Annotated in this window: 28 protein-coding genes, 1 tRNA gene and 1 pseudogene; 19 read left to right on the forward strand and 11 right to left on the reverse strand. The window is 66.7% G+C overall.

Going from position 1 to position 26,333, the window contains the following annotated elements; genetic code table 11:
• The first annotated feature begins 172 nt into the window (after nucleotides 1-172).
• Nucleotides 173-634 (forward strand): GNAT family N-acetyltransferase, encoded by a 462-nt coding sequence (locus FXN61_RS28570; RefSeq protein WP_246292126.1) that lies wholly within the window; start codon nucleotides 173-175, stop codon nucleotides 632-634.
• A gap of 28 nt (nucleotides 635-662) precedes the next feature.
• Here the strand turns inward: FXN61_RS28570 and FXN61_RS28575 are convergent, their stop codons facing one another.
• Nucleotides 663-968, reverse strand: coding sequence for a hypothetical protein (locus FXN61_RS28575; RefSeq protein WP_167977105.1), 306 nt, complete (start codon nucleotides 966-968; stop codon nucleotides 663-665).
• A gap of 122 nt (nucleotides 969-1,090) precedes the next feature.
• Here FXN61_RS28575 and FXN61_RS28580 point away from each other — a divergent pair, with 122 nt between their 5' ends.
• The 8 genes and pseudogenes from FXN61_RS28580 to FXN61_RS52890 all read left to right on the forward strand — a co-directional run.
• Nucleotides 1,091-1,276 carry a hypothetical protein gene (locus tag FXN61_RS28580; RefSeq protein WP_167977106.1) on the forward strand — a complete coding sequence of 62 codons (186 nt, stop codon included), beginning with the start codon at nucleotides 1,091-1,093 and terminating at the stop codon, nucleotides 1,274-1,276.
• Between the two features lie 436 nt (nucleotides 1,277-1,712).
• Entirely contained in the window at nucleotides 1,713-2,489 is a 777-nt protein-coding gene (locus tag FXN61_RS28585) for a response regulator (RefSeq protein ID WP_312878058.1), read from the forward strand.
• Between the two features lie 97 nt (nucleotides 2,490-2,586).
• Complete coding sequence (locus FXN61_RS28590) at nucleotides 2,587-3,153, forward strand: hypothetical protein (RefSeq protein WP_167977104.1); 567 nt, start codon at nucleotides 2,587-2,589, stop codon at nucleotides 3,151-3,153.
• Nucleotides 3,154-3,240: 87 nt separating this feature from the next.
• Nucleotides 3,241-3,759, forward strand: coding sequence for a hypothetical protein (locus tag FXN61_RS28595; RefSeq protein WP_167977107.1), 519 nt, complete (start codon nucleotides 3,241-3,243; stop codon nucleotides 3,757-3,759).
• The gene (locus tag FXN61_RS28600; RefSeq protein ID WP_167977108.1) at nucleotides 3,759-5,519 is read left to right on the forward strand and encodes a LamG domain-containing protein; all 1,761 of its coding nucleotides are present in this window, start codon (nucleotides 3,759-3,761) and stop codon (nucleotides 5,517-5,519) included. Before FXN61_RS28595 ends, FXN61_RS28600 begins: the two co-directional genes overlap by 1 nt.
• Nucleotides 5,516-10,201, forward strand: a complete 4,686-nt coding sequence (locus tag FXN61_RS28605; protein WP_167977109.1) for a LamG domain-containing protein — start codon at nucleotides 5,516-5,518, stop codon at nucleotides 10,199-10,201. The genes FXN61_RS28600 and FXN61_RS28605 overlap by 4 nt, the downstream gene beginning before the upstream one ends.
• A gap of 120 nt (nucleotides 10,202-10,321) precedes the next feature.
• Complete coding sequence (locus tag FXN61_RS28610; RefSeq protein ID WP_167977110.1) at nucleotides 10,322-11,350, forward strand: ice-binding family protein; 1,029 nt, start codon at nucleotides 10,322-10,324, stop codon at nucleotides 11,348-11,350.
• A gap of 27 nt (nucleotides 11,351-11,377) precedes the next feature.
• Nucleotides 11,378-11,527 (forward strand): annotated as a pseudogene (locus FXN61_RS52890) (tyrosine-type recombinase/integrase); the annotation flags it as partial.
• Nucleotides 11,528-11,585: 58 nt separating this feature from the next.
• Here the strand turns inward: FXN61_RS52890 and FXN61_RS28615 are convergent.
• Nucleotides 11,586-11,661: transfer RNA gene (locus FXN61_RS28615), tRNA-Arg, on the reverse strand.
• A 195-nt stretch (nucleotides 11,662-11,856) separates the two neighbouring features.
• Between FXN61_RS28615 and FXN61_RS28620 the strand changes: the two genes are divergently transcribed.
• On the forward strand, nucleotides 11,857-12,693 hold the full coding sequence (locus FXN61_RS28620) for a hypothetical protein (protein ID WP_246292127.1): 837 nt from the start codon (nucleotides 11,857-11,859) through the stop codon (nucleotides 12,691-12,693).
• 10 nt (nucleotides 12,694-12,703) lie between these two features.
• Nucleotides 12,704-13,441: an FkbM family methyltransferase gene (locus FXN61_RS28625; RefSeq protein ID WP_167977111.1), complete on the forward strand. Its 738-nt coding sequence runs from the start codon at nucleotides 12,704-12,706 to the stop codon at nucleotides 13,439-13,441.
• Nucleotides 13,442-13,495: 54 nt separating this feature from the next.
• Here the strand turns inward: FXN61_RS28625 and FXN61_RS28630 are convergent, their stop codons facing one another.
• A complete protein-coding gene (locus tag FXN61_RS28630) occupies nucleotides 13,496-16,693 on the reverse strand; it encodes a penicillin acylase family protein (RefSeq protein WP_167977112.1) in 3,198 nt (1,065 codons plus the stop codon).
• 451 nt (nucleotides 16,694-17,144) lie between these two features.
• Here FXN61_RS28630 and FXN61_RS28635 point away from each other — a divergent pair, with 451 nt between their 5' ends.
• Nucleotides 17,145-17,792: a response regulator gene (locus FXN61_RS28635; RefSeq protein WP_167977113.1), complete on the forward strand. Its 648-nt coding sequence runs from the start codon at nucleotides 17,145-17,147 to the stop codon at nucleotides 17,790-17,792.
• 34 nt (nucleotides 17,793-17,826) lie between these two features.
• Here FXN61_RS28635 and FXN61_RS28640 read toward each other — a convergent pair whose 3' ends face one another.
• The 3 genes from FXN61_RS28640 to bluB form a co-directional block, all read right to left on the reverse strand.
• Nucleotides 17,827-19,326 (reverse strand): tetratricopeptide repeat-containing diguanylate cyclase, encoded by a 1,500-nt coding sequence (locus tag FXN61_RS28640; protein ID WP_167977114.1) that lies wholly within the window; start codon nucleotides 19,324-19,326, stop codon nucleotides 17,827-17,829.
• 87 nt (nucleotides 19,327-19,413) lie between these two features.
• Nucleotides 19,414-20,181, reverse strand: a complete 768-nt coding sequence (locus tag FXN61_RS28645) for a glycosyltransferase (protein ID WP_167977115.1) — start codon at nucleotides 20,179-20,181, stop codon at nucleotides 19,414-19,416.
• Nucleotides 20,182-20,194: 13 nt separating this feature from the next.
• On the reverse strand, nucleotides 20,195-20,821 hold the full coding sequence (gene bluB, locus FXN61_RS28650) for a 5,6-dimethylbenzimidazole synthase (protein ID WP_167977116.1): 627 nt from the start codon (nucleotides 20,819-20,821) through the stop codon (nucleotides 20,195-20,197).
• A gap of 84 nt (nucleotides 20,822-20,905) precedes the next feature.
• On the opposite strand from bluB, the gene FXN61_RS28655 reads away from it, so the two are divergent.
• Nucleotides 20,906-21,262 (forward strand): hypothetical protein, encoded by a 357-nt coding sequence (locus FXN61_RS28655; protein ID WP_167977117.1) that lies wholly within the window; start codon nucleotides 20,906-20,908, stop codon nucleotides 21,260-21,262.
• Here the strand turns inward: FXN61_RS28655 and rpsR are convergent.
• Genes rpsR through rpmB form a run of 4 tightly spaced genes read right to left on the reverse strand, consistent with a single transcriptional unit; the run spans nucleotide 21,210 to nucleotide 22,135 of the window.
• Nucleotides 21,210-21,443: a 30S ribosomal protein S18 gene (rpsR, locus tag FXN61_RS28660; protein WP_167977118.1), complete on the reverse strand. Its 234-nt coding sequence runs from the start codon at nucleotides 21,441-21,443 to the stop codon at nucleotides 21,210-21,212. The genes FXN61_RS28655 and rpsR overlap by 53 nt on opposite strands.
• Nucleotides 21,443-21,736 carry a 30S ribosomal protein S14 gene (gene rpsN, locus FXN61_RS28665; protein WP_167977119.1) on the reverse strand — a complete coding sequence of 98 codons (294 nt, stop codon included), beginning with the start codon at nucleotides 21,734-21,736 and terminating at the stop codon, nucleotides 21,443-21,445. Before rpsN ends, rpsR begins: the two co-directional genes overlap by 1 nt.
• A gap of 1 nt (nucleotide 21,737) precedes the next feature.
• Nucleotides 21,738-21,905 (reverse strand): 50S ribosomal protein L33, encoded by a 168-nt coding sequence (rpmG, locus tag FXN61_RS28670; RefSeq protein ID WP_167977120.1) that lies wholly within the window; start codon nucleotides 21,903-21,905, stop codon nucleotides 21,738-21,740.
• The gene (gene rpmB / locus FXN61_RS28675; RefSeq protein ID WP_188135575.1) at nucleotides 21,905-22,135 is read right to left on the reverse strand and encodes a 50S ribosomal protein L28; all 231 of its coding nucleotides are present in this window, start codon (nucleotides 22,133-22,135) and stop codon (nucleotides 21,905-21,907) included. The genes rpmG and rpmB overlap by 1 nt, the downstream gene beginning before the upstream one ends.
• Before the next feature lie 55 nt (nucleotides 22,136-22,190).
• On the opposite strand from rpmB, the gene FXN61_RS28680 reads away from it, so the two are divergent.
• From FXN61_RS28680 to rpmF, 3 genes are read left to right on the forward strand one after another with little or no spacing between them, the layout of a single operon-like run.
• Nucleotides 22,191-23,075 carry a GTP-binding protein gene (locus FXN61_RS28680; protein WP_167977122.1) on the forward strand — a complete coding sequence of 295 codons (885 nt, stop codon included), beginning with the start codon at nucleotides 22,191-22,193 and terminating at the stop codon, nucleotides 23,073-23,075.
• Nucleotides 23,072-23,323: a type B 50S ribosomal protein L31 gene (locus FXN61_RS28685; RefSeq protein WP_167977123.1), complete on the forward strand. Its 252-nt coding sequence runs from the start codon at nucleotides 23,072-23,074 to the stop codon at nucleotides 23,321-23,323. Before FXN61_RS28680 ends, FXN61_RS28685 begins: the two co-directional genes overlap by 4 nt.
• Nucleotides 23,323-23,484: a 50S ribosomal protein L32 gene (rpmF, locus tag FXN61_RS28690; protein WP_071812574.1), complete on the forward strand. Its 162-nt coding sequence runs from the start codon at nucleotides 23,323-23,325 to the stop codon at nucleotides 23,482-23,484. The genes FXN61_RS28685 and rpmF overlap by 1 nt, the downstream gene beginning before the upstream one ends.
• 1 nt (nucleotide 23,485) lies before the next feature.
• On the opposite strand, the gene FXN61_RS28695 is transcribed toward rpmF, so the two are convergent.
• Entirely contained in the window at nucleotides 23,486-24,130 is a 645-nt protein-coding gene (locus FXN61_RS28695) for a histidine phosphatase family protein (RefSeq protein WP_167977124.1), read from the reverse strand.
• Between the two features lie 74 nt (nucleotides 24,131-24,204).
• Between FXN61_RS28695 and FXN61_RS28700 the strand changes: the two genes are divergently transcribed.
• The 3 genes from FXN61_RS28700 to FXN61_RS28710 all read left to right on the forward strand — a co-directional run.
• The gene (locus tag FXN61_RS28700; protein ID WP_167977125.1) at nucleotides 24,205-24,525 is read left to right on the forward strand and encodes an EthD family reductase; all 321 of its coding nucleotides are present in this window, start codon (nucleotides 24,205-24,207) and stop codon (nucleotides 24,523-24,525) included.
• Nucleotides 24,522-25,337 carry a 3-hydroxyacyl-CoA dehydrogenase family protein gene (locus FXN61_RS28705; protein ID WP_167977126.1) on the forward strand — a complete coding sequence of 272 codons (816 nt, stop codon included), beginning with the start codon at nucleotides 24,522-24,524 and terminating at the stop codon, nucleotides 25,335-25,337. The genes FXN61_RS28700 and FXN61_RS28705 overlap by 4 nt, the downstream gene beginning before the upstream one ends.
• Nucleotides 25,338-25,347: 10 nt before the next feature.
• A partial coding sequence (locus tag FXN61_RS28710) for a GNAT family N-acetyltransferase (RefSeq protein WP_167977127.1) occupies nucleotides 25,348-26,333 on the forward strand: 986 nt, incomplete at its 3' end.

Genomic DNA, 26,333 nt, shown 5'->3' on the forward strand with positions numbered 1-26,333 from the left:
CCGAGTCCGCGCCAGCCCCGAACAGGTCACCCACTACGCCCGCGCCATCCACGTCCTCGAACAACAGACTCGATCATGAGGATGGAAAAGGCTCAGTACAAAGCCAGGGCATCATCGATGCCGGGATCCGCGTCGACGATGATCCGCATGCACCCGATCATGCCATTGGGGGATGACATGGCAATCCGTCTCGCGGTACCCGCCGACGCGCCCGCCGTGGCTTCCGTACATGTGCGCTCCTGGCAGACCGCCTACCGAGGTCAGATGCCGGACGAGATGCTCGACAACCTGTCCGTGGAAGCGCGCACATCGATGTGGGAACGAGAAATCCCGTCCGGCGGCGTGTGGGTGGCGCTGGTCGACGACGTTCGCCTACACCGGCCCGTCCCGCGACGCCGACGCCGGCTTCGAGCTGTACGCGATCTACTTCCTGCCGTCCGCGTGGGGAAGCGGCCTGGCCGAGCCACTGGCACAGGCCGCTCTCGGCGATTCCCGCGACGCGATCGTCTGGGTGCTGGAGGAGAACAAGCGGGCCCGCCGCTTCTACGAGCGCCTCGGCTTCGCCCCGGACGGCACAACGCGCCAGGAAACCATCGGCTCCGCGGTTCTCAACGAGGTCCGCTACCGCCGTTGAGAGAGATTCATTACGGGAGCTTGAAGTCTTAGGGCGTGAAGCCGCCCCACACGGCGTGGTCGTGGCCCGCTGCCGTGGCCATCACTCCGTAGCGGTCGGCCTTGCCGTCGCGAACGCCGCGAGTGTGGTTGTACTGCACGGCGAAGATGTGCTGTGCGGCCGGCACGGTGCGACCGGGCTTGAGGTCCCAGCGGTAGACCACCTCACCGTCGATCTCCTGCACGGTGAGGGTGAAGTCGTCACCGGGTCCGGTCTGCCACTGGCCGGAGCTCTGCACGCCGCCGGTCTGAGTGATGTGCACCTGCACCGTGAGCTTGGTCAGCGGCTGGGTCACGTCGAGGACGAGTTTGTCCTGGGTCCAGAAGGTGTGGCTGTTCGGATCGACGGATCCCTTCGACGACAACGGCCCGTCCGACAGCCGGTTTCCCGTGGTCGAGGGCGGGTTCGCGGTGTGAGGTGTCGATCGATCCTGCCCAGCCACGACCGGAGGAGCCGAGCCACCGGTGGGACTGGGGCGGAGTGGGGCTGGACGTGCTCGCCGAGTTCGGGGCGGCGGGGATGGTCGTCTCCACGGAAGGCACGGTGCGGACGATGCCCGCGAAGGCCATGCCCGCGGTGACCAGGACACGCTGGTCCACGTAGCCGGCGGCGGAACGCTCTTGAGGTCGTGGAGCCGATTGTTCCTCCGCTGCCACTACGCGTCACAGGACCCTCAAGGGGGCCGAGTGACGAGCACGCTCGACAGCGATTGCCTCTAATCCGGTAATCCGGGCCAGCAATCAGGGCTGGAAGGATCACCGCGGGTCAGCGAATCCCGCGGGTGCCGCCGTGCAGAGGTCGCTCTCCAAGGCTGCGTCGCTCGACGCCGCGAGGCCTACGACGCCGCGATCGCCGCGAAGGACGACCCTCGGAGCAGGCTCGCGGACTCGGGCACAGAAATCCCCCACGTTCGCGATGTCATATGATTCCGACGATTTCCCGACCATGCTGGAATTCGGCAATCCCGCGCACAACCGGATTGTCGCCCGGTGTGGCGCCTTCGATGGCGTGGCCTGGCGGAATGCGCATAATGATGCAGGTGAGCGAGCACGCGAAAGTCCTGGTCGTCGAGGACGACCTGGAGATCTGCCACCTGATCGAACTGGTGCTGGCGGCCGCTCACCTGGACGTGCGCGCGGTGGGCGACGGCGAGACCGCGTTGGTCGTGGCGCAAGCCTGGGTGCCCGACGTGATGCTGCTGGACCTGGACATCCCCGCAACGGACGGGTTCGAGGTCTGCAGGCAGCTGCGGACGTTCTCCAATGCCTACGTGGTCATGCTTACCGCACGCACGGAGGATTCGGACAAGGTGATCGGCTTCTCGACTGGAGCGGACGACTATCTGACCAAGCCGTTCTCACCGCCTGAGCTGGTTGCCCGCGTGCACGCCATGCTCCGCAGGCCTCGTGATCTGGTGAAAACGTCACCCGTTCGGGTTGAACAGGCATTGGGCCTGCTGGAGATCGACGTAGACGCGCACGAAGTGCGGGTGGCGGGCGACCGAGTGTTGCTGACGAAGATCGAGTTCGACCTGCTGGCGACGCTGACGGAAAACGTCCGACAGGTGCTCACCAGGGACCAGCTGCGCGAGCGGGTCTGGGGCGGTTCACGCCGGGCCGACGACCACACAGTGGACGTCCACATGTCCAACCTCAGGCGCAAGATCAGCGCGACCGGGCATGGAGGGATGATCACCACGGTGCGCGGGGTGGGTTACCGGTTCATCCCCAAAAGCCAGGTCGTGCACCCGCTCAACGACCAGCAGCGGACGCCTGGGCAACGGACACCTGCATCAAAATCTCGCCCTCGAGTCTGAAGACAAATTCCGCTGATCCTCAGTGGCGTACCCACTCCTATTCTTTGGCTTCAATTCTTGAGGCAAAATTGACAAAGGCGTAAAAAGAAGATATTTGGTGCTAGGGTTGGTTCTGTGGCAAAAACTCCGCGCCGCTTTCTATCGTTTCCTACAGGACGGGAGTCTCATGATGCATAAATTTAGCAGGAAGTTCATTGTGGTAATCGTGGGTGCAACGCTTGTCGCTGCAGGCGGCGGCGCGGCCTTCGCGTACTGGAGTGCGGGTGGTACGGGTACCGGTTCCGGTGCGGCAGGCACGAACGCCGGGATCACGGTCGTGCAGACCAGCACGGTGACGGCGATGGCACCCGGCGTTGCGGCACAGGCACTATCCGGGAACTTCAACAACACCAACTCGGGTGCTGTTTACGTGACCACCGTGACGGCCAGCATCGCATCCGTTACCCGCACAGCAGATGCTATCGCGGCCACGCTTCCCTGCGACGCGACCGACTACACCCTCGCAAACCCGGAGTCGACCGTAGCCGCCCAGGTCGCGGCAGGCTCGGCACAGGGCAGTTGGGGCACGGTCGACATCCCGACGATCGCGTTCAACAACAAGACCGATGCGAACCAGGATGGTTGCAAGAGCGCCGTGGTCAACCTCACCTACACCATCGCGTAATCCCAACCGTCATATCGACTGATGGAGGACGTGGTTGTCGACAACACCGCGGCCCCATCGGTCATCTTGGTTCACAGAGGAGGTCGGATGAACGGCGAATTCCGCGCCGCGCTCAAGCGCAGCGGTCCGGTCCTCCTCATCGCGGTAGCTCTCTTGTTCCTCTTCGTCGGCGAACCGACCAATCAGTGGCCGGCGACCGGGACCGGTGACGTCGAGTTGGACGGGCTGACCGACTCGGTGCGCATCGAAGGCGATGTCGTCGAGCCGGTTTCGCCGGGTGTCATGGTGTCGATCGACCTGAAGTTCACGAACCCCCACGACTTCGCCGTGGCGCTCACCAGTCTCACCGTGGAGCTGCAGAACATCAACGCGCCGAACGCCGACGAGACCCATTCCTGTTCCCTCGACGACTTCGCGGTCAACCAAGCCCCGACCGATCTCCAGATCCCTCTTGCCGCCCACGCGACGAACACGCTCAGCGGACTTGGTCTCCCACCGGAGAACTGGCCGCGCATGGGCATGCACAACCACCCGGCCAACCAGGACGGGTGCAAAGAAGCATCGCTGACGCTCGTCTACACCGCGTCCGCAGAACGGGAGGACTGATGAAGAAGCGACTGCTCGCAGTCTCGTCCATCGTCGTGTTCGCCCTGGCTGTGGACGGGGCGGCTTTCGCCTACTGGACCGCGCCGCCCAGCGGCGGCAGCAGCGGCTCCGCGGAGAGCGGGAACTCCATCGCCCTCGCGTTGAGCTCGGCGACACCCACCGCCGCCCTGTACCCCGGCGGGCAGACGAACGTATCGCTGAACGCGTCAAACTCGAACGCCTTCGCCGTGAGCATCAAGTCCCTCGTGCTGGACATGAGCCAGGGAACCGGCGGATTCGCCGTCGACGCAGGCCACTCCGGCTGCGCCACCTCGGCCCTGAACTTCACCACCCAGACGAACAGCTCGGGCTGGATCGTGCCCGCCAACAGCTTCCTGCTCATCACGCTGTCCAACGCGCTCGAGATGGGGGCCGGCGCCGCGAACGCGTGCCAAGGAGCGAGCATCACCACCTACCTGATGGCCAACAGCGCCACCGCGTACAGCGACACGGTCTCCTCAACGGGCGGGCTGCTCAACCACTACCGCCTGAACGAGGCCGCGTTGTCGTCCGACACGTTCAGCGGAACAGCCGGAACCGCGCTGGAGAGCCATGTCGGTGAGATGGGCGCCACATGGACCACCACCTTGCCGCTGTGGGGCGCGGACACGGGCGCTGTGCTGACGGACGCCGGTCGCCTGCGGAAGGCAGACTCGTCGTACGCCTCCGTGTACTACTCGTCCGCGACACCCGCCAGTGCGGACTACCGGGTGAGCGCCGACATCAGGGTGATGACATCCGTTGCCTACGACCAGGTCGGCGTCATCGGCAGGTTCGACACCGCGAACACCCTCGGGACCTACTACATCGCCCGCTACTCGCAGACAGCCGCCGCCTTCTTCCTCTTCCGGGTCGTCAACGGGGAGTGGGTGTCGCTCGGCCAGTACGGCCAGGCGCTGGTCGACGGCAGCACCTACCGCCTGTCACTGGACCTGAGCGGCACGACCATCCGCCTGCTGGTCGACGGCGTGGAGCGGGTTTCCGCCGTGGACAGCGCCATTTCCGGGACGGGTCGGGTCGGTACCGTGCTCGGGATGGGGTGGAACGGCGCGCCGGTCCACACCGACATCACCAACACGACCGGCATGCACCTCGACAACTTCCAGGCGTCGAACACCCCGGTCGTGGTCGACAGCAAGGGATCCAACACCGGCGAGTACTTCGGCGGCGTGTTGCTGGGCCACAACGGAGCAGTCGCGCAGGCGGGCACCGCTGTCCTGTTCGACGGTGTCGACGACTACGCCAGCATCTCCCGCCAGATCGCCGACGACTTCTCGATCGAGTTCTGGTTCAAGTCGACCCAGGGCAGGAACACGCAGCCCGACTGGTGGAGCGGTGCGGGCATGGTCGACGCCGAAGTCGCGGGCAGTCTCAACGACTTCGGCGTGTCACTGCGTTCCGACGGCAAGGTGGTGGCGGGCACCGGAAACCCCGACGTCTCCGTCGTGTCGACCGGCACCGGGTACAACAACACCGCCTGGCACCACGTCGTCTTCACTCGCACCAAGGCGACGGGCGCGCTCAAGCTGTACGTCGACGGGGTGAGCGCCGGAACGGCGACCGGAAACACGAACTCGCTGACCACCCCCACGAGCATCAACTTCGGCCGGATGGCCAACGGCAGCAACCACTTCGAGGGATCCCTCGACGAGGTCGCGCTGTACAACTCCGTGCTCTCCGCGGCCACGGTGACCGCTCACTTCTCGGCAGGCGGATCATGACCAGGGCGCGCTGGACCAGGCGCAGGATCCTGGTGACGGTCCTGGCCGTCTTCGTGCCCGCGGGTGTCGCCTGGGCGTACTGGACCGCCACCTCCGCTCCGGAAGGTCATGGAGGGGCCGCGGCCACGACGGTCAACCAGGGTGCGACGCCCACCGCGACCGTGGCGGGCAACGCCGTCACGGTCGGCTGGGATGCGCGGACCCTGGCCAGCGGTCAAGCCGTGGACGGCTACGCCATCACCCGCTACGACGTCGCGACCCAGACCCCGCAGACCCTGTTGACGGCCTGTACCGGCACGATCGTGGGGACCACGTGCACGGAGAGCGCCGTCCCGGTCGGGAACTGGGTGTACTCGGTGACAGCGGTGTTCGCCACCAACTGGCGCGGCGCCGTGAGCGCCATGAGCCCCACGGCCACCATCCTGCCGCCGGACTCGACCGCTCCGGTCAACGCCGTCACGATGACTGTCGTCGCGGGGGATGCCTACAAGAGCGGCGACACGATCTACTACCGCGGCGCGGACGCGGGCTCGTTCACCCTGACCAACGCCGTGACCGACGCGGGCTCGGGACCGGCGTCAAGTGCGACCGCCACCACGACCGGGACGTCCACCGGCTGGACCCACAGTCCGTCAACGGTGTCGACGCCCGCGGGTGGCCCGTACGTGTCCACGCCGTTCAGCTGGACCGCCGGGACCACGACCACGCCCGGCGAGGTCGTGACCGGTCGTGATGTGGCGGGCAACACCACGACCACGACGTTGTCGTTCGTCGACGACTCCACCATCCCGAGTGCGGGCACCATCACCTACACCGACGGCTACCAGTCGGGTCGATCCGTGACCGTCACCTTCGCCTCCTCCAGCGACAGCGGCTCCGGGATCGCGACTGGTCAGCTGCAACGCGCCTCCGCGCTGCTGAGCAACGGGGTCTGCGGGACCTACACCAACTTCCTCAGCCTGGGCGCCGCCAACCCCGGCTCCCCCCACGTCGACAGCCTGGTCGCCAACAGCTACTGCTACCAGTACCGGTACTCCGTGACCGACCGACTGGGCAACCAGGCGGTCGCGACCACGACCAGCGTCGCCAAGGTCGACTACGCGGGCGCGGTGAACACCACGACCGGCGCACTCAGCCAGTGGAGGCTCGGCGACCCGAACACCGCGCTGGCGTCCGACTTGTTCACCGGCGCCAACGGATCCGCCCTTCTCGGCCGCACCCCGGATGTAGGCGGTGCGTGGGCGCACCTGGGAGGTACCAGCACTTCCGAGATGATCACCGGGAACCGCGTGCGCCGCAACGGACCGGGCTACTCGTCCGACTACACCACGACCGTCATGTCGAGCGCCAACTACTCCGTCGAAGCCGACTTCTTCCAGAAGGGCACCCTCGCGAGCGACGCGGCGGCCGTCATGGCACGCGCGAACACCACCAACGGCTCGTACTACATGGCGCGTTGGGAGACCGACCACACCTGGAACATCGTGAAGTGGTCGGGCACCAGTGCCGGTTGGTTGGGCACGACCGCCGTCCAGCCCGATCTCACGGTCGGACAGACCTACCGGGTCCGGCTGGAGGTCAGCGGCTCTGCCACCACCACGCTCAAGCTCTACGTCAACGGGGTTCTGCTGTTGACGGGCACGGACAGCAGTTCGCCGTTCATCGCCGCGGGGAAAGCCGGGATCGTGGACGGCAACAACAGCGGTGGCGCCGACAAGACGGATCTGGTGGGTATTCACATCGACAACTTCATGGTCTACACCGCTACCTCGCGTGCGGCGGACAGCAAGGGCAGCAACACCGGCGACTACTTCGGTGGCGTGACGCTGGGGGCCGCCGGAGCCCTGGGCGGCGATCTGAACACCGCGGCCCAGTTCGACGGGGCCAACGACTACGTCCAAGCCGTCGGCACGACGGGTATCCCGGTGGGATCGTCGCTGCGCTCGGTCGAGATGTGGTTCAAGACCACGAGCTCGGCCCAGCAGATGCTGTTCAGCTACGGCTCGTTGGGCAACACCCAGGAGTTCGGGTTGTGGCTCGACACCGGCGGGACCGCGATGACCGCGTGGGGATGGGGAACGGGCAACGACAAGACGTTCACGTTGCCCGCCGCGGTCAACAACGGCGCCTGGCACCAGGTCGTGAAGACCTACAACGGAACCTCCATCACCCTCTACATCGACGGCGTGGCGCTCCCGTCCCAAACCGCGACCCGCTCGACCGTCATGAACGCCTACGGCTTCAACATCGGCGCGATGGTCACCCCCAGCGACAGCAACACCGGCCGTTACTTCACCGGCTCCCTCGACGAGGTCTCGTTGTACACGACGGCGTTGACCCAGGCGACCGTCACCAACCACTTCGCGCTCGGCACGTCGGCCACGGGCGACGTCACCGGCCCGACGGGCGGCTCCGTCGACGCCGGCGGACTCGTCGGCACGGGCGCCCGCTACTCGACCTCGACGCAGCTGAGCCTGACCCTGGCCAAGGGCACCGACCCGAGCGGGGTCGGGGGTGCCCAACTGCTGCGCGCCGCCGCGACCCTGGCGTCGGGGAGCTGCGGCGCGTTCGGCGGCTACGTCCTGGTGAGCGGCGGAACTGATCCCGCTTCGCCCAAGTCGACCACGGTCGCCGACCAGGCCTGCTACAGCTTCCAGTACGTCGTCTACGACACGACGGGCAACGCCACCACCTACACCAGCCCCGACATCAAGGTGGACCTGACCGCGCCCACGACCCCGTCGCTCGCGTTCTCCGCGTTCACCAACACGTACTGGAGCGGCACGGGCTCGGTCTACTACAAGTCCGCGGCGACCTCCGGCTCGTTCACCGCGACCGCCACCGCGATCGACTCCGCGTCGGGCATCGCGAGCTACGCGTTCCCGTCGCTCGGCACGAACTGGACCTCGACCCCAGGAGCCCTCGGGGTGACCGTCTACTCGTGGACCGGCGCTCCGGCAGCACCGGGCACGGTCAACGTCACCGCGACCAACAACGCCGCCGCCACCTCATCCACCTCCCCGTTCACCCTGGTCGACGACAACACCGCGCCCAGCGCCGGCACGGTGACCTACACCGACGGGACGCAGTCCGGCACCACGATCAGCGTGGCTTTCACCACCGGCACCGACGGCGGTTCCGGTCTCGGGACGCGCCTGCTGCAGCGCGCGTCGGCGCCCCTGACCGGAAGCACCTGCGATGTCACCTACAGCGGGTGGACGACCATCACCGGCGGCACCAACCCTGTCAGCTCACCGGTCGTCGACACCGTGACGGCGGGCAACTGCTACAAGTACCAGTACGTCGTTGCCGACGGCGTGGGCAACCAGCACGTCGCCGGCAGTGCGAGCGTCGTGAAGGTCACGCCGCCCGCCACCGCGTACACCGACGCGGTCAACGCGACCAGCGGCCTGCTCAACTACTACCGGCTGGCCGACTCCGCGGGCGGTACGGGCGCGGGCACGGTCGTCGCCTCCGACGTGATGAGCGGCAGCAACGGCACGCTCCTGACCGCCCGTGCCCCGGACGTCGGCGGCGCCTGGGCCTACCTGTCGGGCGGCACCGCCAACACGATCCAGGTCGACACCGGCCGCGCGCACCACACCGGCACCGGCTACGCGATCGACTACGTGACGGCGACCCCACCGAGCCCGAACTACTCCGTCCAGACCGACCTCGTCAACAAGACGGCTACCGAATCCGGCGACCGGGTCGGCGTCATCGGGCGTCTGGACACCGCGGCGAAGTCGTACTACATGGCGCGATGGGAGCAGGAGGACACGAGCTGGAACATCATGAAGGTGACCAACGAGAGCCCGGAGTACCTGAGCTACGTCGCTTCGCAGGGCGCCCTCACCGTCGGCGCGACCTACGTGCTGCGGCTGGAGATCAGCGGCAACACGAGCACCAACCTCAAGCTCTACGTCAACAACGTCCTGAAGGTCGAGCACACGGACACCACCTCGCCGTTCAAGAACGCGGGCAAGGCCGGGATCATGGACGGGGACTACGGTAGCTCGCTCTGGAAAACCACGGTCGGTGCGCAGTTCGACAACTTCCTGGTGACGTCCATGGCCACATCGACGTTCGTCGCCGACAGCAAGGACCTGACCAACACCGGCGACCACCTCAACGGTGTGACGCTGGGCCAAACCGGGGCGCTGACCGAGGTCAACAACGCGGTCCTGTACGACGGCGTGAACGACTACTCGACGGTCAGCCGCACCATCTCCGGCAACATGTCGATCGAGTTCTGGTTCAAGTCCACCCAGGGCCGCGGCACGACGGGTCATTGGCCGCAGTACGCCGGTCTCGTCGACACCACCGTCACCGGCACAGTCCCCGACTTCGGCATCTCCCTGAGCTCGAGCGGCCACATCAAGGCGGGCGTCGGCAACCCTGACACCACGATCACCTCGGTGGTCGGAGGGTACAACGACGGGCTCTGGCACCACGTCGTCTTCACCAGGGCGACCACCGGTGGCGCGTTCAAGCTGTACGTCGACGGGGGCACGGCGGTCTCCGGAGCCGGCAACACCGCCGCCCTCACCGCCAACGCGGTCATCAACTTCGGTCGGATCGCCGCGGGCACGAACTACTACCAAGGGCACCTCGACGAGGTCGCGATCTACAACTCGGTGCTCTCCGCGGCCACCGTGACCGCGCACTACAACGCCCGGTAACCGCAGCGGGTTTGCACCCTTGCTGCACCCGGTCGGATACCGCTCTGCAACGAGACCGTGTCTCACTGATAGCGACGGATCGACCACGGATAGGCATTCCCGGAAGGACGCTCCATGTTCATGTCCCAACTTGCATCTCGACGGATCCTGGCCCTGCCGCTGATCTGCGCGGCGACCCTGCTGATCGGGGTGACTGGGCCGCCGAGCGCCAGCGCCGCGGAAACCCCGGTATCGCTGGGCACTGCCGACAATTTCGCTGTGCTCGCCGCGTCGACGGTCACCAACACCGGAGGGACCACGATCGAAGGCGATCTCGGGTTGAGCCCCGGCACGTCGGTGACCGGCTTCCCGCCAGGACAGGTCGCCGGAGGCGTCTACGTGGCTGACGGTGTGGCGGCGCAGGCCCAAGCCGACCTGGTCACCGCCTACGACGACGCCGCCGCACGCACGACCACGGCCACCATCCCGACAGAGCTCGGTGGGACCACCGTGACGCCTGGTGTGTACGACTCTGCGTCGGGCACGTTCGAGATCACCGGCACGCTGACCCTCGACGCCCAGGGCGACCCGTACGCCGTCTTCATCTTCAAGACCGCGTCAACGTTGGTCACCGCGTCCGCGAGCACCGTGGTCCTGGCCAACGACGCGCGGTCGTCCGGCGTCTTCTGGGGTGTCGGCAGCTCCGCGACCCTCGGCACGAACTCCACATTCCTGGGCAACATCCTTGCCATGGCCTCGATCACCGTCACCACAGGAGTGGTGCTGACCGGTCGAGCACTGGCCCGCACGGCCGCGGTCACGTTGGACAGCAACACGATCACTCGCCCGGCTGACCTACCGCAATCCATCATCAACACCACCACAGCCCTGGAGACGTCGGTCAACCCGGCGCTGGCAGACGAGCCGATCACGTTCACCGCCACGGTGACGCCCGAGAGCGGTGCGACCGCCCCCACTGGCGTCGTGGTGTTCATCGACAAGCGGACGGTCATCGGCACCGGCGTCCTGGACAGCCTCGGGGTGGCGACGTTCACCACCTCGACCTTGTCCGTCAGCCGCCATTCGATCAAGGCCAGTTATCTCGGTGCGGACGGGTTCCTGGAGAGCACGTCGAGCACGCTCTCCCAGGTTGTGACCAGCATCCAGTAGTCGGAGGAAGTCCCCAGCGAGGCCGGGGCAAAGCGGCGCTATGACTTGCGGCATGCCGCCGTCAGTCTCTGGCTCAATGCGGGTGTTCCTGTGACCGAAGTCGCTTCGCGCGCGGGCCACAGCGTGGCTGTTCTGCTCAAGGTCTACGCGAAGTGCCTGGACGGCCAAGGTGACTAAGACTAGGGCCTCTGACCTGCTTTCTCTGGTCAGAGGCCCTAATTCACCCGGCGAAAGGTGGTGCCCCAGGCAGGATTCGAACCTGCGACACACGGTTTAGGAAACCGATGCTCTATCCCCTGAGCTACTAGGGCTGGCGACAGCAGTCTACCGGGGCACCGCCACCGAGTTGACCAGCGCCCCCGCCTAGCGCGAACCAGCCCCCGCCAAACGCGGACCAGGGCGTTCGCTCACGCACGGTGAGGAGCCGGACGAGAAGCCTGCGGCCGTTGGAGGGAAGTGAGGCACGCCACCTTCTGCAGCGGAGAAACGTCAGGTACGCAGAGGGCGTGAGCAGACCCTGGCCCGACTTCCGTCCTGGCCCGCTTGGTGCCGTCAAGGCTTGGTGGCGGCGGCGGGTGCCCAAGAGTGCCGAGGACTTCACCTTCGTGCCGCCGGCCAGCAGTCATCAGCAGGAGTTCGAGACGCCGTTGCCCAGTGCGGTGTACGGGCTCGATTTTCAGCTCAAGTTCACTGTTGTGTGGCGGCTTGATCTGACTACCGGGTTGAGGCACAACTCGCCGCGGAGCGCGGCCATCCATCACGTCTTGCAGCGGGCCAAGGAGATCAGCGGCAAGGCGATGTTGGTGCACCACGCGGCGTTGCAGGTTCAGTTGGGGGACGAGCTCGCCACTGAGCGGCAGGTGCCGGGTACGCACGTGTGGGCGAGGGCGGAGCAAGTCAAGATCACCACCAACGACGACGACCTCGAGATGGCGCGCAAGCACATCGAGTTGCTGCGGAACTCGACGTTCAAGTTGGCTGAGCGGGACATCGAGCGGGCCGAGATCCGGTACCTGCGGGACGAGGTGCTGACGGACGTTGGCACGGCCACGATTTGGTGGTTGCAGCGCAACGGGTATCAGGTCGAGGAGGCCGTCAAGCTGTCTGGCCACCTCGCTGAGCTCGTCAAGATCTCCCAGCTCGAGCCCGCGAAACACTGGGCCGAGTCGCTGGTCAACAGTGTTGAGCGGGCGCTGCCTGAGCTCGAGGACCGGCATCGGAAGGACCTCAGGCAGCATTTGGCCAAGGCGTTGAGTGTTTACGGGGGTTCGCGGGTGGCTGCGGAGTTCGCGGATCAGATCGGATTGCCTGCGGGCGAACAACACACGAACGGGCACGTCTAGGCTGGCGCGGGTGTTGACCGAACTTCGCAGTGCCGCGGTGGTTGCTGGGTTGCGGGCGCTCGCCCGGCTCACGCCCTATGCCGAGGCGGAGCTGATTGGGCTCCGCAAGATCGTCAAGTCTGGGGACGTCTGCGTCGACGTTGGGGCCGCACTGGGGTTGTACACGGTCACCCTGTCGAGACTTGTTGGTCCACAAGGGACTGTGCACAGCGTTGAGCCCTTGGTGTTCGCGCACCCTGCCTTGTCGTACGTCCTCAGGCCTCGTGAGGGGCGCAACATCAAGAGGCACTCGGTTGCTCTTGGCGCCGAGGAGCAGGGGCGCGAGGTCATGAGCGTTCCGGTGCGGCACGGGAGTCCGGTGACCGGGCGGTCGTTCCTGACGGCGGGGGCCGACGGGCTGGGGTCCAACGAGGAGTTCGACGAGCACTTGGACGTGCTGGTCAAGACGGACACGTTGGACCACTTCGTCGAGGAGAACGGGATCACCAGGCTCGACTTCGTGAAGGCCGATGTCGAGGGGGCCGAGCTCCGTGTGCTCGAGGGCGCCAAGGAGACCATCGAGCGCTTCAAGCCGGCGTTTCTGCTGGAGATCGAGGAACGGCACGTCGAGCGGTTCGGGTACCACCCGCAGGACGTCGCGGACTTCCTCACCGAGCGCGGGTATCGGATGAGCACCTGGCACGGGAGTGAGTGGGTGCCGGCGAACGGCATCGGTGGCGAGATGAGGAACTACCTGTTCAGGGCCTGAAAAAGTAGAGGACGCCGACCCCTGGGGGTGGATCGGCGTCCTCATCTCGAAGGTCTACAAGCTGTAGACCTCAAGCTCATACAGGGAGTATCCGTAACGTGTGGCCCGTTGGGTACCCGTCAATCGGAGGTATCTCGCGTCCTGTGGCGTGAACGCTACGACATCATCGCCGCCATCGCCAGCACTTGTGGAGAAAACGTTCCGCCAGTTCGTGCCGTCATTGGAAACCTCGATGCGGTAGCCGTTGCCGAACGCCGATTCCCAGTGCAACACAGCGCGACCGATTCGTTGCACAGAGCCAAGGTCCACCTGGATCCATTGGTTGTCGTTCCAGTCGCTGGCCCAGCGGGACGACGGGTTGCCGTCGAGCACGTTCTGCGGCGGGAGGTTGTTCCAGCCGGTTTCGTGGGACGACGCGGAAGCGGTTCCAGCGGACGCCAGGTTGGTGATGGTCTGGCCTCTGTGGGACGGGAACTGCACAACCTGCTGGTAGGTCGGGCGGTTCTGCCAGTGGATCTTGTCCTGGGTGATGCCGCCCATGGCGCGGTGGATGATCGTGTCCGCGCACCACTGGTCGCCTGCCGCGCAGTCGGCGTCGCCGGGGTAGACCTGGTTGGCCGGCTTGGCCACGGCCTGCGAAAGCGACGTCACCAGCGCGGTGCGGCAGCCGGACAACGTGCCGCCACCGCAGTAGGTCTGCGGGAAGGCGCCCTGGACGGGGTCGCCGAGGACCTTGCGCAGGTCCTTGTCCACATAGCCCCACCAGCCGTACTGGAACGAGGAACCCTTGTGCGGCGCGGCGCCGTGCGCGTCGGACGGGGCCTCGTCCACCTGGAGCGCGCTCACCAGGGCGTTGTACAGCCCATCACCCAATGACGGTTGGAACTGGGCCTGCACCAGCAGAGGCCACCAGGCATCCAGGATTCGAATCGCCTCGGCATGGGCGTAGGTCTTGCTGCCCTTCGAGGTCTCCTTGCGCAACGAGCCGGAAGCCTTCCAGTCCTTGAGCTTCTGGACGACCGGAGCCAGAGCGGGGTCGACGGGAGCGGACTCCACCACCCGCAACAGCTCGGGCAGCACCTGCTCGGCACGCAGGTCCGCGACCGCGGCCTCGGCCATCGCGTGAGTCAAAGAAGCACGCGTGACTTTCTGACCGGATGCGATCAGAGCGCGCACACGATCGTCGAGCAGGTCGCCGCGGTGCACGGCGCTGTGGCCGAAGCCTCCGAAGGTGAAGTCGCGAGCCTGCTTGTTGTTCCAGGAGATGTAGTAGTCCTGGTTGATCGAGTTCGGGTGCCCGGCGAACGGCATGTAGGAGGCGACGTTCTCGTCACCGTTCCAGCCGACCCACTCGTACTCCGCACGGCCCCACGTCGGCAGGTTCGGGTCCACAGTGGACCGGCGCACCGGGTTCAGGCCGGAGTTGAAGTACGCGGTGTCGCGCGAGTCCACGTAGAACCAGTTGAACGCGTATCCGATCTTGTCGGCCGCGCGCTGGAAGTCACCGGCCGATCGAATGGCTGAAGGGTCGTTGAGCTCCTGGAAGCCGATGATCGAGTCGACCTCGTGCATGTAGGTCGAGCGCAACGTCGTGTACGCGACGACCTTGCCGCCGACGGTCGCGCGGCTCGTCACCAGGCCGTACTTGGTCCGCCACATCACCAACGTGTAGGAACCGGCTGGCGTGCCGTCGGCGACCGTTGGCTTCCAGGCGTTCTTGCGCTCCATACGTTCCATCGGCAAGCACTGACCGTGGAACAGGTAGTGCTGCGACGCCTTCGTGGCCGGCGAACCGTCCGGATTGCACAGCTCCACGGCGTACGTGTCGACGATGTCCTGCCCAGAGGAGGTCGCGCTCCACGAGTAGTCGACGCCACGGCCGAGCTGCACGTACATCGAAACGCCCGCGAACGAGACGCCGCGCGAACGGATGCCGGGACCGTTGAGCTCCTGCAGCAGCAACAACTGCGGCGCGAAGTAACCGGTCTGCGGTCCCCACACGGCGATCGGGTTGCCGGTGTCGGTGTGGGCACCGGACACGGCGAGCGCGTTGGACATGCCGTGCTTCTTGTTCAGCAGATCGGCAGGAAGCACGCCGTCCTCGAAGATCCCGCGAGCCTTCGCCACGTCGTCCGATGCCTGCACGGCAACGGAACCGCCAGTGCCGCCCACCTCGTCGTAGATCATCCGCTCCGGAGTGATGCTGCCGGCATCAGGAAGAGCCACGCCCTGAGGTGAAGCGGGAGAGGCCGCGTAGGGGAACGACTGTCCGTTGTGGAGGGTGAGGACGGCCTCCGGGTCGTTCTGCGCCCGGAACGACTTCCACACCTGCTCACCGACGGTGGCGCCGTACTTGTTCTGCGCGGCCAGCTTCACCAGCGCGGACTGGACCTCGCCGCCGCCGCCCGCGCCGAACAGGCCGCCGACGACCGCGGCGATCGCCACCATGTCGGTCGCCTTGAACGGCTGGATGTCGTTCCAGTTCGTGATCGCGTCGGCGTGCCCGGTCAGCACGTACTCACCGGGGAAGTTCCGCGCCGAAACGGACTGCGTCAGATAGGCGTTGATGCCGGAGATGTAGTCGTTGACGTCGGCCATCGCCTGACGCCCGCGCTCGCCGCCCTTCGCCGCGGCGGTCTCGATCTGCTTCTGCAGATCGGCCTCGGTGTAGGGGATCTGGTTGTAGAAGCTCTGCTCCAGCGTGCGGTTGCCCGGCGCGCCGCCGGCGAAGCCGGAGAGCTGGCCGCGGCCGAGGTGGCGGAAGATGTCCATCAGCCACAGGCGGTCCTGCCCGGCCGCGAAGCCGGCGCCGAACATCGTGCCGGAGCGGGTCGTGCCGGTGATGTGCGGCATGCCGATCTTCTTGTCGCGCACGATCGTGACGTCCGCGCGCGGTTTGATGGTGCTTTCGACCTGGTCGGACGGCACGCCGAACGACGCGTCGTTGAAGAAGTCGGTGAGCTGGGCGTTGGTCAGGCTGCTGTAGCCGGAGACCAGGGCGTCGTACTTGCCGAGCTGGTCGGCCGAGTGTGCGGGCCTGGTGCCGAACGCCTTGTGGCCGAGGATCTCGGCCAGCGTCGCGTTGCCGTTGTTGCCGGGCGGGACGATGTCGCCGCACTGCCCAAGGCAGTAGTCGTCGGCAGCGAACGCGGCAGCGCGAGGTTCCTCGGCGTGAGCGGACGGGACGATCATGAGCGAGGCGGTGACGGCGGCGGTCGCCAGCAGGGACGTCACCGGATTGGCTCTCCGCATGGCGCGAAGCTCCTCTCCGTGCAGGGCAGGGGTGTTGTGACGCACGTTACTTTCCAGTAGGGCTATTGCGAAAGACCTTCGCGTTTCCCGATCGCCACCGAAGGATCTGTATCGATCCCGAAAGAAACGAGAAAAACGTACGGTCCAAAACGACAACCGGCCACAAGTCCTGAATCGGATTACCCGGACCGCATCTGTGTTTCTGGTACGACATTCCACTGAGTGGGATTTCCGCGTTTGGTCACTCAGTGTTCCGGCCGCTCCCCTTAAGCCCTGGTGGCATGCCTACGCAGCGAAGTCGGCGCGTAATTCCGGTAACTGTGAACGTCGCCCGCCATCTCGAAAAACCGTTACCACATGATGAGATAACTGAGAATTAACGTGAGCTTCGGCGTGCGTACGCGAAGATCACGAACATGAGGGAGCACGGAACGCCAATGCGGGAGGCGTCGTGATCAAGGTTCTGCTGGCCGACGACGAGGACCTCGTCCGTTCCGGCCTTCGCATGATCCTGAGCAGCGTCGGGGACATCGAAGTCGTTGCCGAATGCGATGACGGGCATCTGGTGGCCGACCTGGCCCGCCAGCACCGTCCGCACGTGGTCCTGCTCGACATCCGGATGCGCACCTCGGACGGGCTCGTGGCACTGCGGAGGCTGCGGACCATGCCCGACCCACCGAGAGTCTGCATCCTGACCACGTTCGACGTCGATGAGTACGTTTCGGAAGCACTGCGGCTGGGTGCGGCGGGCTTCCTTCTCAAGGACACCGAACCGGAACAGCTCGTCAAGGCCGTGCGTGACCTTGCGCGCGGGGGTGCTGTTCTCGACCCCGGTGTCGCGGCACGGGTACTCGCGGCCGTTGCGGACGGCGAGCGGATGGCCGAGCCGGCACGCAGGCTTCTTCAGAGCCTGTCCGAACGCGAGCGCGAGGTGCTCGTGCTGATCGGCCAGGGCATGTCGAACGCGGAGATCGGCGGCACCCTGCACCTGTCGGAGGCGACGGTGAAGGGCTATGTCTCGTCGGTGCTCGGCAAGATCGGCGCGGTCAACCGCGTGCAGGCCGCGCTGGTGGCCTACCGCGGCGGCTTGATCGCCTGAAAAGGCCTGAGAAGCTTGAAAAAGTCCTAAAAGATCAGTTCCCCGAGACGATCTCGGGGACCTCGTCCACAGAAGGCTCGACCTCGACCCTGTTCCGGCCGTGCCGCTTGGCGCGGTACAGCGCCATGTCCGCGGCCGCGAACAGCTGGTCCAGCTTGGCCGGTCCCGCCGCGACACCGATGCTCACCGTCGGGCGGCGGACCGCGCCGAGCACCATCGTCCAGTCGTGGCCGTCGACGGCCGCGCGGATCCGCTCGGCCACGTTCGGGCCGACGTCCATGTTCGGCCCGGTGTCACCGAGTAGAACCACGAACTCGTCGCCTGCCCAGCGCGCCACCAGATCGTCAGACCGGCATTCACGCCGCAGCAGCGCCGCGATCTCTCGTAGCGCCGCGTCGCCCGCCGCGTGCCCGGCGTCGTCGTTCACACCCTTGAACCAGTCCACGTCGACCAGCACCAGCCACGGCACCCTGCCGCGCGCCGCCGTCGACTCCAGCAACGCCTGAGCGGCGCGTTCGAGCCCGAGCCTGTTCGCGAGACCGGTCAACGGATCGCGCGCCGCGGCCTCCTGGGCGGCCACCGCGAGCCGTTGCGCCTGCACGGCCACCCGGCGCTGCTCCAGCGCCTGACCAAGGCCTTCCTGCAACGTCTCCGTTGCCGTGCGCGACGCCGTCATCGACCGGCGCAACGCCTCGGCCTCGCCCACCGAGTCACCCAGCGCGTGGCAGATGTCCGCCAGCTCCGTGGAGAACCGCAGCAGCAATGACGTGTCGTTGATGCGTTCGGCCTTCGCCACCGCACGAGCGGCGAGTGTGCGCGCTTCGTCGAGATCGCCCTGCTCGCGGCGCACCACGGCGAGAACCCAGTTCCCGACCGAAATGCCCCAAAGGTCAGTGGCGTCCAACGCGAGCCGCAGGGTCTCCTTGCCGATCTCCTCGGCCTTGTCCAGCTGCCCGACGCCGGCCAGTGAACGGCCGTAGGCGCCCATCAACGCGCGGCGCATGACTTCGTCCTTGGCCAGCGAGAGACCCTCGTCGAGGTACGCCAGCGCTTCCTCGAAGATCGCCGGCGCGGCCGCGGGAGGTCCTGAACAGGCGCGGAAGTTCAACGAACCGCCCAAGCGCTGCAGGCAGTGGGCCAACGTGTCCGTGTTGCCCGCCCGGCGGGCCACCTGCACCGACAGCCGCAGCATGTCCAGAGCGGCACGACGGTTGCCGATGCCCTCCATCAGATAGCCGAGCGAGCCCATCGTCTGGGCCACGGCAGGGCTGTCCGCGCGTTCGGCGTCGAGATCCGTCCACCCCTCGGCTGCCAGCTCCAGAGCGAGTGGGATTCGACCGAGGCGCCACGCCATCACGGCCCGGTTCACCAGCACCGCCGAACGAACCCAGCGGTCGGCGCCGGGGGACACCTTGGTGACCACCTCGTCGAAAAGGCTGTTCGCTTCCGGCAGGCGGCCAGCGTTGAGCAACGCGCGGACCTCCCGGTCCAGCCGCGGAATCTGGCCCGCTACCAGCGGATCACGCTGCTCCACTCGTTCATCGACTCCGTTCCGACTCGCCGAGCGGCCTGCACAGGCTACCGGGACGGTCGCGCCCCGTACCGATCGTGGTGCAGGACGTCATCGAGGGGTAGTCGGTTGCGTCAACCGTGACCACAGATCGTTCAGCGCCCTGGCTCGATCGATGATCATTCCGTAGCGCAGCTTCTTGTCAACCGGGTCGTTGTGAATGTTTTGGGCCGTGACCTGAGCCGCGTGCTTTCGGTAGAGCAGACTCGGCGTCGCGATGAAGTAGCCGGCCGAGACGGTTTGCAGAGCCATCAAGAGTCCCGTGTCGGCGGAACGGGCCAATCCCATCCATGCACCCATTGCGATGAGTAGATCTCTTCGCACGCACAGGGTGACCGGATGGACCGGCAGCCGCCATTCGTTCTCGATGAAGGTGTCGAGGGTCCACCCTGGTTCGATCAGCCCCTCTGCGGGGTCGTCGAACGCCCAGGAAACGACCTCTCCGTCCGGAAGGAGGTCACGCGCGCCAGAGGTCACCCAGCCGACCTTGTCGTGCGTGAGCAGCACCTCGACGTCTCGCTCCAGGGCGCCGTCCATCAACTGGTCGTCCGCGTCCAGGTTCCGGACGAACTCCCCTGAAGACCGGGCCACGGCCATGTTCCGGGTGCACGCCTCACCCGCGGCCGGAGATGTTGCGAATTTGACCCGTGCGTCAACAAAGGGAAGCGCCGTGTCGCAGTCACCGTCGTGCTGAATCAGCCACTCCCAGTCCCAGCCCGCCGGCAGTGTTTGCGCGCGCAGTGACTCGTACGCCTCTGAAAGGAAGCGCACGTGAGGTGGATGTACGGGTGTTACGACCGAGATGGTTCGCGAACTCATGCATCCCACCGCTTCAATTCCGCCGGCCGAACGAGTCGTAATGCAGCACGTCGTCGAGGGGGAGCCGGTTTCGCCAGCCGTGACGTTCCAGATCAGGCGTGTCGGGCAGTGATCGAACAGGTCCCACGCACAGCCACGCCACCGGACGGACCCTCGTGGGGATGTCCAGCAGACGGCGCAGCACATCTTCCCGGTAGAAGCTCACCCAGCCCACACCGAGGCCCTCCTCCGTCGCCGCCAGCCACAGGTTCTGGATGGCCAGGCACACGGAGTACAGGCCCGCGTCCGCGATCGCGTGCCGCCCCAGCACCGCCGGCGAGCCCCGGTCCGGGTCGTAGGTGACCACGATGCCGAGCGTCGACTCCATGACTCCCTCGACCTTGATCCGGGAGAAGACCTCTGCTCGTTCGTGATCGAGCTGAGCCGAGAAGACACTGCGTTCCGCCTGGACGTGATCGCGGAACGCGCGCCGAATCGATTCATCACGCACCAGCACGAAGTCCCACGGCTGGGAAAGCCCGACACTCGGAGCCGCGTGAGCCGCGGTCAACACCCGTCGCAGCACGTCAGACGGGATTTCCGCACCCGTGAACTCAGCGCGGGTGTCCCTGCGGCGGTGCACTACTTCGTACAGGTTCATTCATGCGATCGTGCCTCACTCGAAAGCACCAACTTCACGCTGGAGAGGTGGCGCTGATCTCACCTGAGGCGATAGACCGATCGGATGCGAAGAATGAAAGGTGGGTACGGCTCCGCGCTCGGGTTCGGCGGCGGAGTCGGCGTCACCACTTTCACCGGTGCCTGGCCGATGCTGGCCCTCATCCTGCTCGCCGCCGTCGTCGTGATCGTCTCGCTGCGCACGACGATCGTCGGAGCCGGACTGGCCGCACTGCAGTGCTGGGGCCTCTACGCGACCTTCTTGGTCGGTGTTCGTGGCGATCTCACGGTCGACGAACACACGACCTGGGCGCTCGCGTTGCTGGTGCAGCTCGCCGTGCTGGCCTTCCTGGCCAGCACGGCGGTCCGCGTCATCGCCCTTGTGACGGGTACGGCAGCAGGGCCATCTCCCGTGCGTTCTTGATGGCCGTGGCGACCTGACGCTGCTGTTGCGGCGTCAGTCCGGTCACCCGGCGGGACCGGATCTTGCCCCGGTCCGAGATGAACTTGCGCAGCAGCGTGACGTCCTTCCAGTCGACGACCGTCACGCCTTCCTTGTTGAGCAGGTTCTGCCTGCGCTTCAACGGCTTCTTGTTGTCGCGCATCACCAGCTCGCCTTCGACACGCCGGGAAGCTCGCCCCGGTGGGCCATTTCCCTGAGCCTGATGCGCGACAGCCCGAACGCCCGGTTGTACGCCCGCGGTCGTCCATCCACGACGTCCCGGTTGCGCAACCGGGTCGGCGACGCGTCACGCGGCAGCTTCTGCAGGCCGCGCAACGCTTCCTCGCGCGTCTCCGGGTGCCGCAGCATCTCCTTGAGCTCCGCGCGCCGTTCCGCGTAGCGCGCCACGACCTCCCTGCGGCGCTTGTCGGCGGCGATCTTCGACTTCTTCGCCACGTCAGCGCTCCTCTTTGAAGTCGACGTGCTTGCGTGCGACCGGGTCGTACTTGCGCAGCACCAGCCGGTCCGGGTCGTTGCGGCGGTTCTTGCGGGTCACGTAGGTGAAGCCGGTGCCGGCGGTCGACCTCATCTTGATGATCGGCCGGATGTCGTTCCCCTTGGCCATCAGACCTTCACTCCCTGCTGCCTGAGCCGGGCCACGACGGCCTCGATGCCCATCTTGTCGACGGTCTTGATGCCCTTCGTGGACAGCGTCAGCGTCACGAACCGGTTCAGCGACGGCACCCAGTACCGCTTGCGCTGGATGTTCGGGTTCCACCGGCGCCGCGTCTTGCGTTGCGAGTGCGAGACGCGGTTGCCGAAGCCCGGCTCACGGCCGGTCAGCTGGCAGCGCATGCACACCTCCTAGAACAGATTGAAACGAAATTCGTTTTCAACTACGGTACCTCACATGGAAACCGTTGTCGTTATGGTGGCGGGGTTGGTCGACCACGACGTCGCCGTGCGGGTGTGGCGGGACCAGCCCGGCTCGGTGCTGGTACGCCATGTAGCTGCGGAAACGTGCGTCCGGCGGTGGGTCGACGGGGTGGCGACCGAGGTCGGGCTGCTGCACGGCTGCGTGTCCTGCACCGTGCGGGAGGACCTGCGAGGACTGCTCGGGGCGTTCGCCGGCCACACGGTCGTGCTGCACCTGGACCCGCTGCTGGAACCGGACGCGGTGCGCCGCAACCTCGGCATCGACGTCGAATGCGTGATCACCGTGCTCGACGCGGCGAGCTGGCTGGACGACGCGCTCGGCGATGCGTCGATGGTCACCGACCAACGCACGGTGGCGCAGGTCGTCGTCGCTCAGGCAGAGGCAGCGGATGTGCTGGTGCTGCAGGGGGATGCGGACGAACGGACGTTGGCCGTGCTCGACCGGCTGGCTCCCGGCGCGCACCGCTGCACGCCGGACACGGTCGTGGTGCGCAAGAGCGCCAGGCCGAGGCTGGTGCCGCTCACGCCCGAATGCGGTGTCTCGACAGCGGTTTTCGCGGCTGACCGGCCGTTCCACCCCGCCAGGCTCAGCCAGGCGCTCGACTCGTTGCTCGACGGCACGGTGGTGCGCTCGCGCGGCCGGCTCTGGGTCGCGGACGAACCGGACGTCGCGCTGCACCTGGAATCCGCGGGCGGCGGGCTGCACGTCGGTGAGGGCGGGCCGCGCGAGGGCAAGACCACCCAGATCGTGGCGATCACGCTGGGGGAGCCGGACCACATCACGGCGGCGTTCGCCGAAGCGCTGCTCACCGACGACGAACTGTCCTTTGTGGACTCGATCCGAAAGCTGGAGATATGAAACCCGGTATCCACCCCGACTACCACCCGGTCGTCTTCCAGGACGCGTCCACCGGCAAGACGTTCCTGACCCGCTCGACCGCGACCTCGTCGCGGACCGTCGAGTGGGAGGACGGCAACACCTACCCGCTGCTGACCGTCGACATCACCGCCGACTCGCACCCGTTCTGGACGGGCACGCAACGGCTCGTCGACACCGCGGGCCGGGTCGAGAAGTTCAACCGCCGCTACGGAAAGCGAGAGCGCTGATGGCAGTCCCCAAGCGCAAGACGTCACGCTCCAACACGCGTCACCGGCGCTCGCAGTGGAAGGCCACCGCGCCGGACCTCGTGCGCGTCAGGACGTTGGACGGCAAGGAACTTCTCGTTCCTCGCCGGCTCGTTGCCGCCTACAAGCGCGGGCTGCTCTGAGTCACGGGAGCTGGACCGCCCCGTCCGGTGAGTCGCGCCACTGGTCGAACGGGCGGTCCAGCTTCCATCCCGTGCCGTCGTGGTCGAGCACGCGGTTCTCGCACGTGTCCACGTTGGACAGCGACTCGAACAGCTCGATGCTCCAGTCGAACAGCCTGCGGCACAACAACCTGATCGTCAGACCGTGCGACACGATCAGCACCGTCTTCGGATGTCCGTCGTCCTTGTGCAACTTGGCTTCCAGCCCGTCCAGGAACGCCGCCACCCGGTCGTCCACGTCCGCGCCGGACTCGCCGTTGGGCAGCCGGAAGAAGAAGTGTCCGAACGCGTGCCGCTGGTGCTTGAGCATCTCCTGCTGCACCGGGTCCTGGAGGTTGCCCCAGTCCTGCTCGCGCACCCGCGGCTCGGTGACGACCCGCTCGGCGTCGACGCCGAGCAGCTCGAACGTCCGGCGCGTCCTCGTGTACGGGGACACGTAGGCCGCGACCGGTCCGTCGCCGATCAGCTCCCTGATTGCGGGACCGGCACCCTGGGCCTGGCGTTCGCCCAGCTCGGTGAGCGGGAGGGCGTGGTCGGGGATGCGGCAGTAGGCGAGCTCGTCGACGTTTCCGAGGCTCTGTCCGTGGCGCAGCAGGATGATCCGCACCTCACCATCGTGCCTCAGCCGGGCGAGTGGCTCGGGCGTTACAGTGCTCGGCGAGTCGAGGAGGATGGCGTCACATGATCAAGTACATCGCGCTCTACAAGAAGCCCGCCGACCCCGAGGGCTTCGACGAGAAGTACTTCGAAACGCACCTGCCGATCGTGAACTCGGTTCCCGGCCTGGTGCGCGCCGAGGTCGCCAAGGTGCAGCGTGTGTTCCTGGCAGGGTTCCTCGGCGACACCGAGCCGTACATGATCGCGGAGATGTACTTCGACTCGGCCGAGTCGATGAAGGCCGCCGTGCAGACGCCGGAGTGGGCCTCGTCGGGTGCCAACCTCGCTGAGATCGGCGGCATGGAGCTGGTCGCGATGTTCAGCGCCGAGGTGGTCGGGCAGTGAAGGCTGTCGTCATCGGTGGCGGCACGATGGGCGCGGGCATCGTGCACGTGCTGCTCGCGCACGGCCACGAGGTCACGTTGTCGGAGGCCGACGCCGAGCGCGTCGAGCAGGGCAGGCTCGCCGTCAAGCGCTCGCTCGACAAGGCGCAGGAGAAGGGCAAGCTGGCCGACGCCGAGGCGGCGTTCGCGAACCTGAGCACCGGTGAGCTGCCGGCTGACGCGGACCTGGTCGTCGAGGCCGTACCGGAGAACGTGCCGCTGAAGCAGAAGGTGCTCGGCAACGCCGCGGAGAAGTGCCCGAACGCGATCCTCGCGTCCAACACGTCCTCGCTCTCCATCTCGGAGATCGCCGCGGGACTGCCGGGGGAACGTGTGCTGGGCATGCACTTCTTCAACCCCGTCCCGGTGCAGCAGCTGGTCGAGCTCGTGCACCACGAGGGCGTCGACCCTGCGAACGTGGCCAAAGCGCGAACCTGGGCCGAGGAGTGGGGGAAGACCGTCATCGAGGTCCGCGACTCTCCTGGCTTCGCGACCTCACGGCTGGGCGTCGCCGTTGGCATGGAAGCGATCCGCATGCTGGAGGAGGGTGTCGCCTCCGCCGCGGACATCGACACGGGCATGAAGCTCGGCTACCGGTGGCCGATGGGCCCGCTGGAGCTCACGGACCTGGTCGGGCTCGACGTCCGGCTGGCGATCGCCGAACACCTCGCCGCCCACCTGGGACCCCGGTTCGAGCCGCCGCAGCTGCTGCGGGACAAGGTCGCCCGTGGCGAGCTGGGAAAGAAGACGGGCCAGGGCTTCTTTTCCTGGTAGATAGTTGTCCGTGCACATCAGGGAGTACACCGAAGACGACCTCGACGCGGTGTTCCGGCTCCGCAAGCTCGCGTTCAACTCGACCGAGCGGCCGGAGCGGCTGGTGAAGCCCGGTACGCACGGACTGGTCGCCGAACTGGACGGCCGGGTCGCCGGTGTGCTCGGCATCGGCGAGTACGCGCAGTTCTACGGCGGCGCCGCGGTCCCGATGGGCGGGATCGGCGGCGTCGCCGTCGACGGGGCCACGCGTGGGCGTGGCGTCGCGGCCGCGTTGCTCGACGCTTCCCTGTCCACCATGCGGGAACACGGTCAGCCGCTGTCCGTGCTCTACGCGACCGTGCCGACGCTGTACCGGGGACGCGGATGGGAACGCGCCGGGCTCTTCGAGTGGGTCGAGCTGCCGATGGACAGGTTGCTTTCAGCTCCACGGCCCACCGAGCTGATACCTTCGCGCCCGGCGGATGAGAGCGATCTCACCGCGCTGCACGACTGCTATCTCGAGGTGGCGCGGACGATCGACGGCATGGCTGACCGCCGTGCGCCGAGGATCGAACTCGAGAAGGTGCTCGAGATGGACCTGGTCAGCGTGCTGCCCGGCCCGAACGGCCTGCGCGGATACCTGACGGCCAAGCGAGAGCCGGGCGGCGACATGGGCAGGCTCAAGGTCTACGACCTCATCGGCGTCGACGTCGAGGCCCAGCTGAACCTCCTCGCCTCGCTCAAGTCGTGGGCAGGCACGCTCGACGCCATCGACCTGCGGATCACCGACCCGGCGACGCTCAACCTGCTCGGCGCGACCCCGATGCGGTACTCGGTGTGGACCTCGACCTGGATGCTGCGCGTCGTCGACCTGCCGGCCGCGGTGGCCGCCAGAGGCTGGCCGCGCCTGGCGAACGCCGCGGTCGACCTCGAGATCATCGACGACCACGCGCCGTGGCACGCGGGTCTTCAGCGCATCGTCGTCGAGGACGGTGTGGTGCGCGTCGAACCCGGCGG

This window comes from Lentzea indica (assembly GCF_012184385.1).
In the GTDB taxonomy this organism is placed as follows: Bacteria; Actinomycetota; Actinomycetes; order Mycobacteriales; family Pseudonocardiaceae; genus Lentzea; species Lentzea indica.

What these genes read in the sequence shown, in the direction of transcription:
- FXN61_RS28570 (WP_246292126.1), top strand. Translation starts at nt 173, where the DNA reads ATGACATGGCAATCCGTCTCGCGGTACCCGCCGACGCGCCCGCCGTGG.
- FXN61_RS28595 (WP_167977107.1), top strand. Translation starts at nt 3,241, where the DNA reads ATGAACGGCGAATTCCGCGCCGCGCTCAAGCGCAGCGGTCCGGTCCTC.
- FXN61_RS28600 (WP_167977108.1), top strand. Translation starts at nt 3,759, where the DNA reads ATGAAGAAGCGACTGCTCGCAGTCTCGTCCATCGTCGTGTTCGCCCTG.
- FXN61_RS28605 (WP_167977109.1), top strand. Translation starts at nt 5,516, where the DNA reads ATGACCAGGGCGCGCTGGACCAGGCGCAGGATCCTGGTGACGGTCCTG.
- FXN61_RS28610 (WP_167977110.1), top strand. Translation starts at nt 10,322, where the DNA reads ATGTCCCAACTTGCATCTCGACGGATCCTGGCCCTGCCGCTGATCTGC.
- FXN61_RS28630 (WP_167977112.1), bottom strand. Translation starts at nt 16,693, where the DNA reads ATGCGGAGAGCCAATCCGGTGACGTCCCTGCTGGCGACCGCCGCCGTC.
- FXN61_RS28645 (WP_167977115.1), bottom strand. Translation starts at nt 20,181, where the DNA reads ATGAGTTCGCGAACCATCTCGGTCGTAACACCCGTACATCCACCTCAC.
- bluB (WP_167977116.1), bottom strand. Translation starts at nt 20,821, where the DNA reads ATGAACCTGTACGAAGTAGTGCACCGCCGCAGGGACACCCGCGCTGAG.
- FXN61_RS28655 (WP_167977117.1), top strand. Translation starts at nt 20,906, where the DNA reads ATGCGAAGAATGAAAGGTGGGTACGGCTCCGCGCTCGGGTTCGGCGGC.
- rpsR (WP_167977118.1), bottom strand. Translation starts at nt 21,443, where the DNA reads ATGCGCGACAACAAGAAGCCGTTGAAGCGCAGGCAGAACCTGCTCAAC.
- rpmG (WP_167977120.1), bottom strand. Translation starts at nt 21,905, where the DNA reads ATGGCCAAGGGGAACGACATCCGGCCGATCATCAAGATGAGGTCGACC.
- rpmB (WP_188135575.1), bottom strand. Translation starts at nt 22,135, where the DNA reads ATGCGCTGCCAGCTGACCGGCCGTGAGCCGGGCTTCGGCAACCGCGTC.
- FXN61_RS28680 (WP_167977122.1), top strand. Translation starts at nt 22,191, where the DNA reads ATGGAAACCGTTGTCGTTATGGTGGCGGGGTTGGTCGACCACGACGTC.
- FXN61_RS28685 (WP_167977123.1), top strand. Translation starts at nt 23,072, where the DNA reads ATGAAACCCGGTATCCACCCCGACTACCACCCGGTCGTCTTCCAGGAC.
- rpmF (WP_071812574.1), top strand. Translation starts at nt 23,323, where the DNA reads ATGGCAGTCCCCAAGCGCAAGACGTCACGCTCCAACACGCGTCACCGG.
- FXN61_RS28700 (WP_167977125.1), top strand. Translation starts at nt 24,205, where the DNA reads ATGATCAAGTACATCGCGCTCTACAAGAAGCCCGCCGACCCCGAGGGC.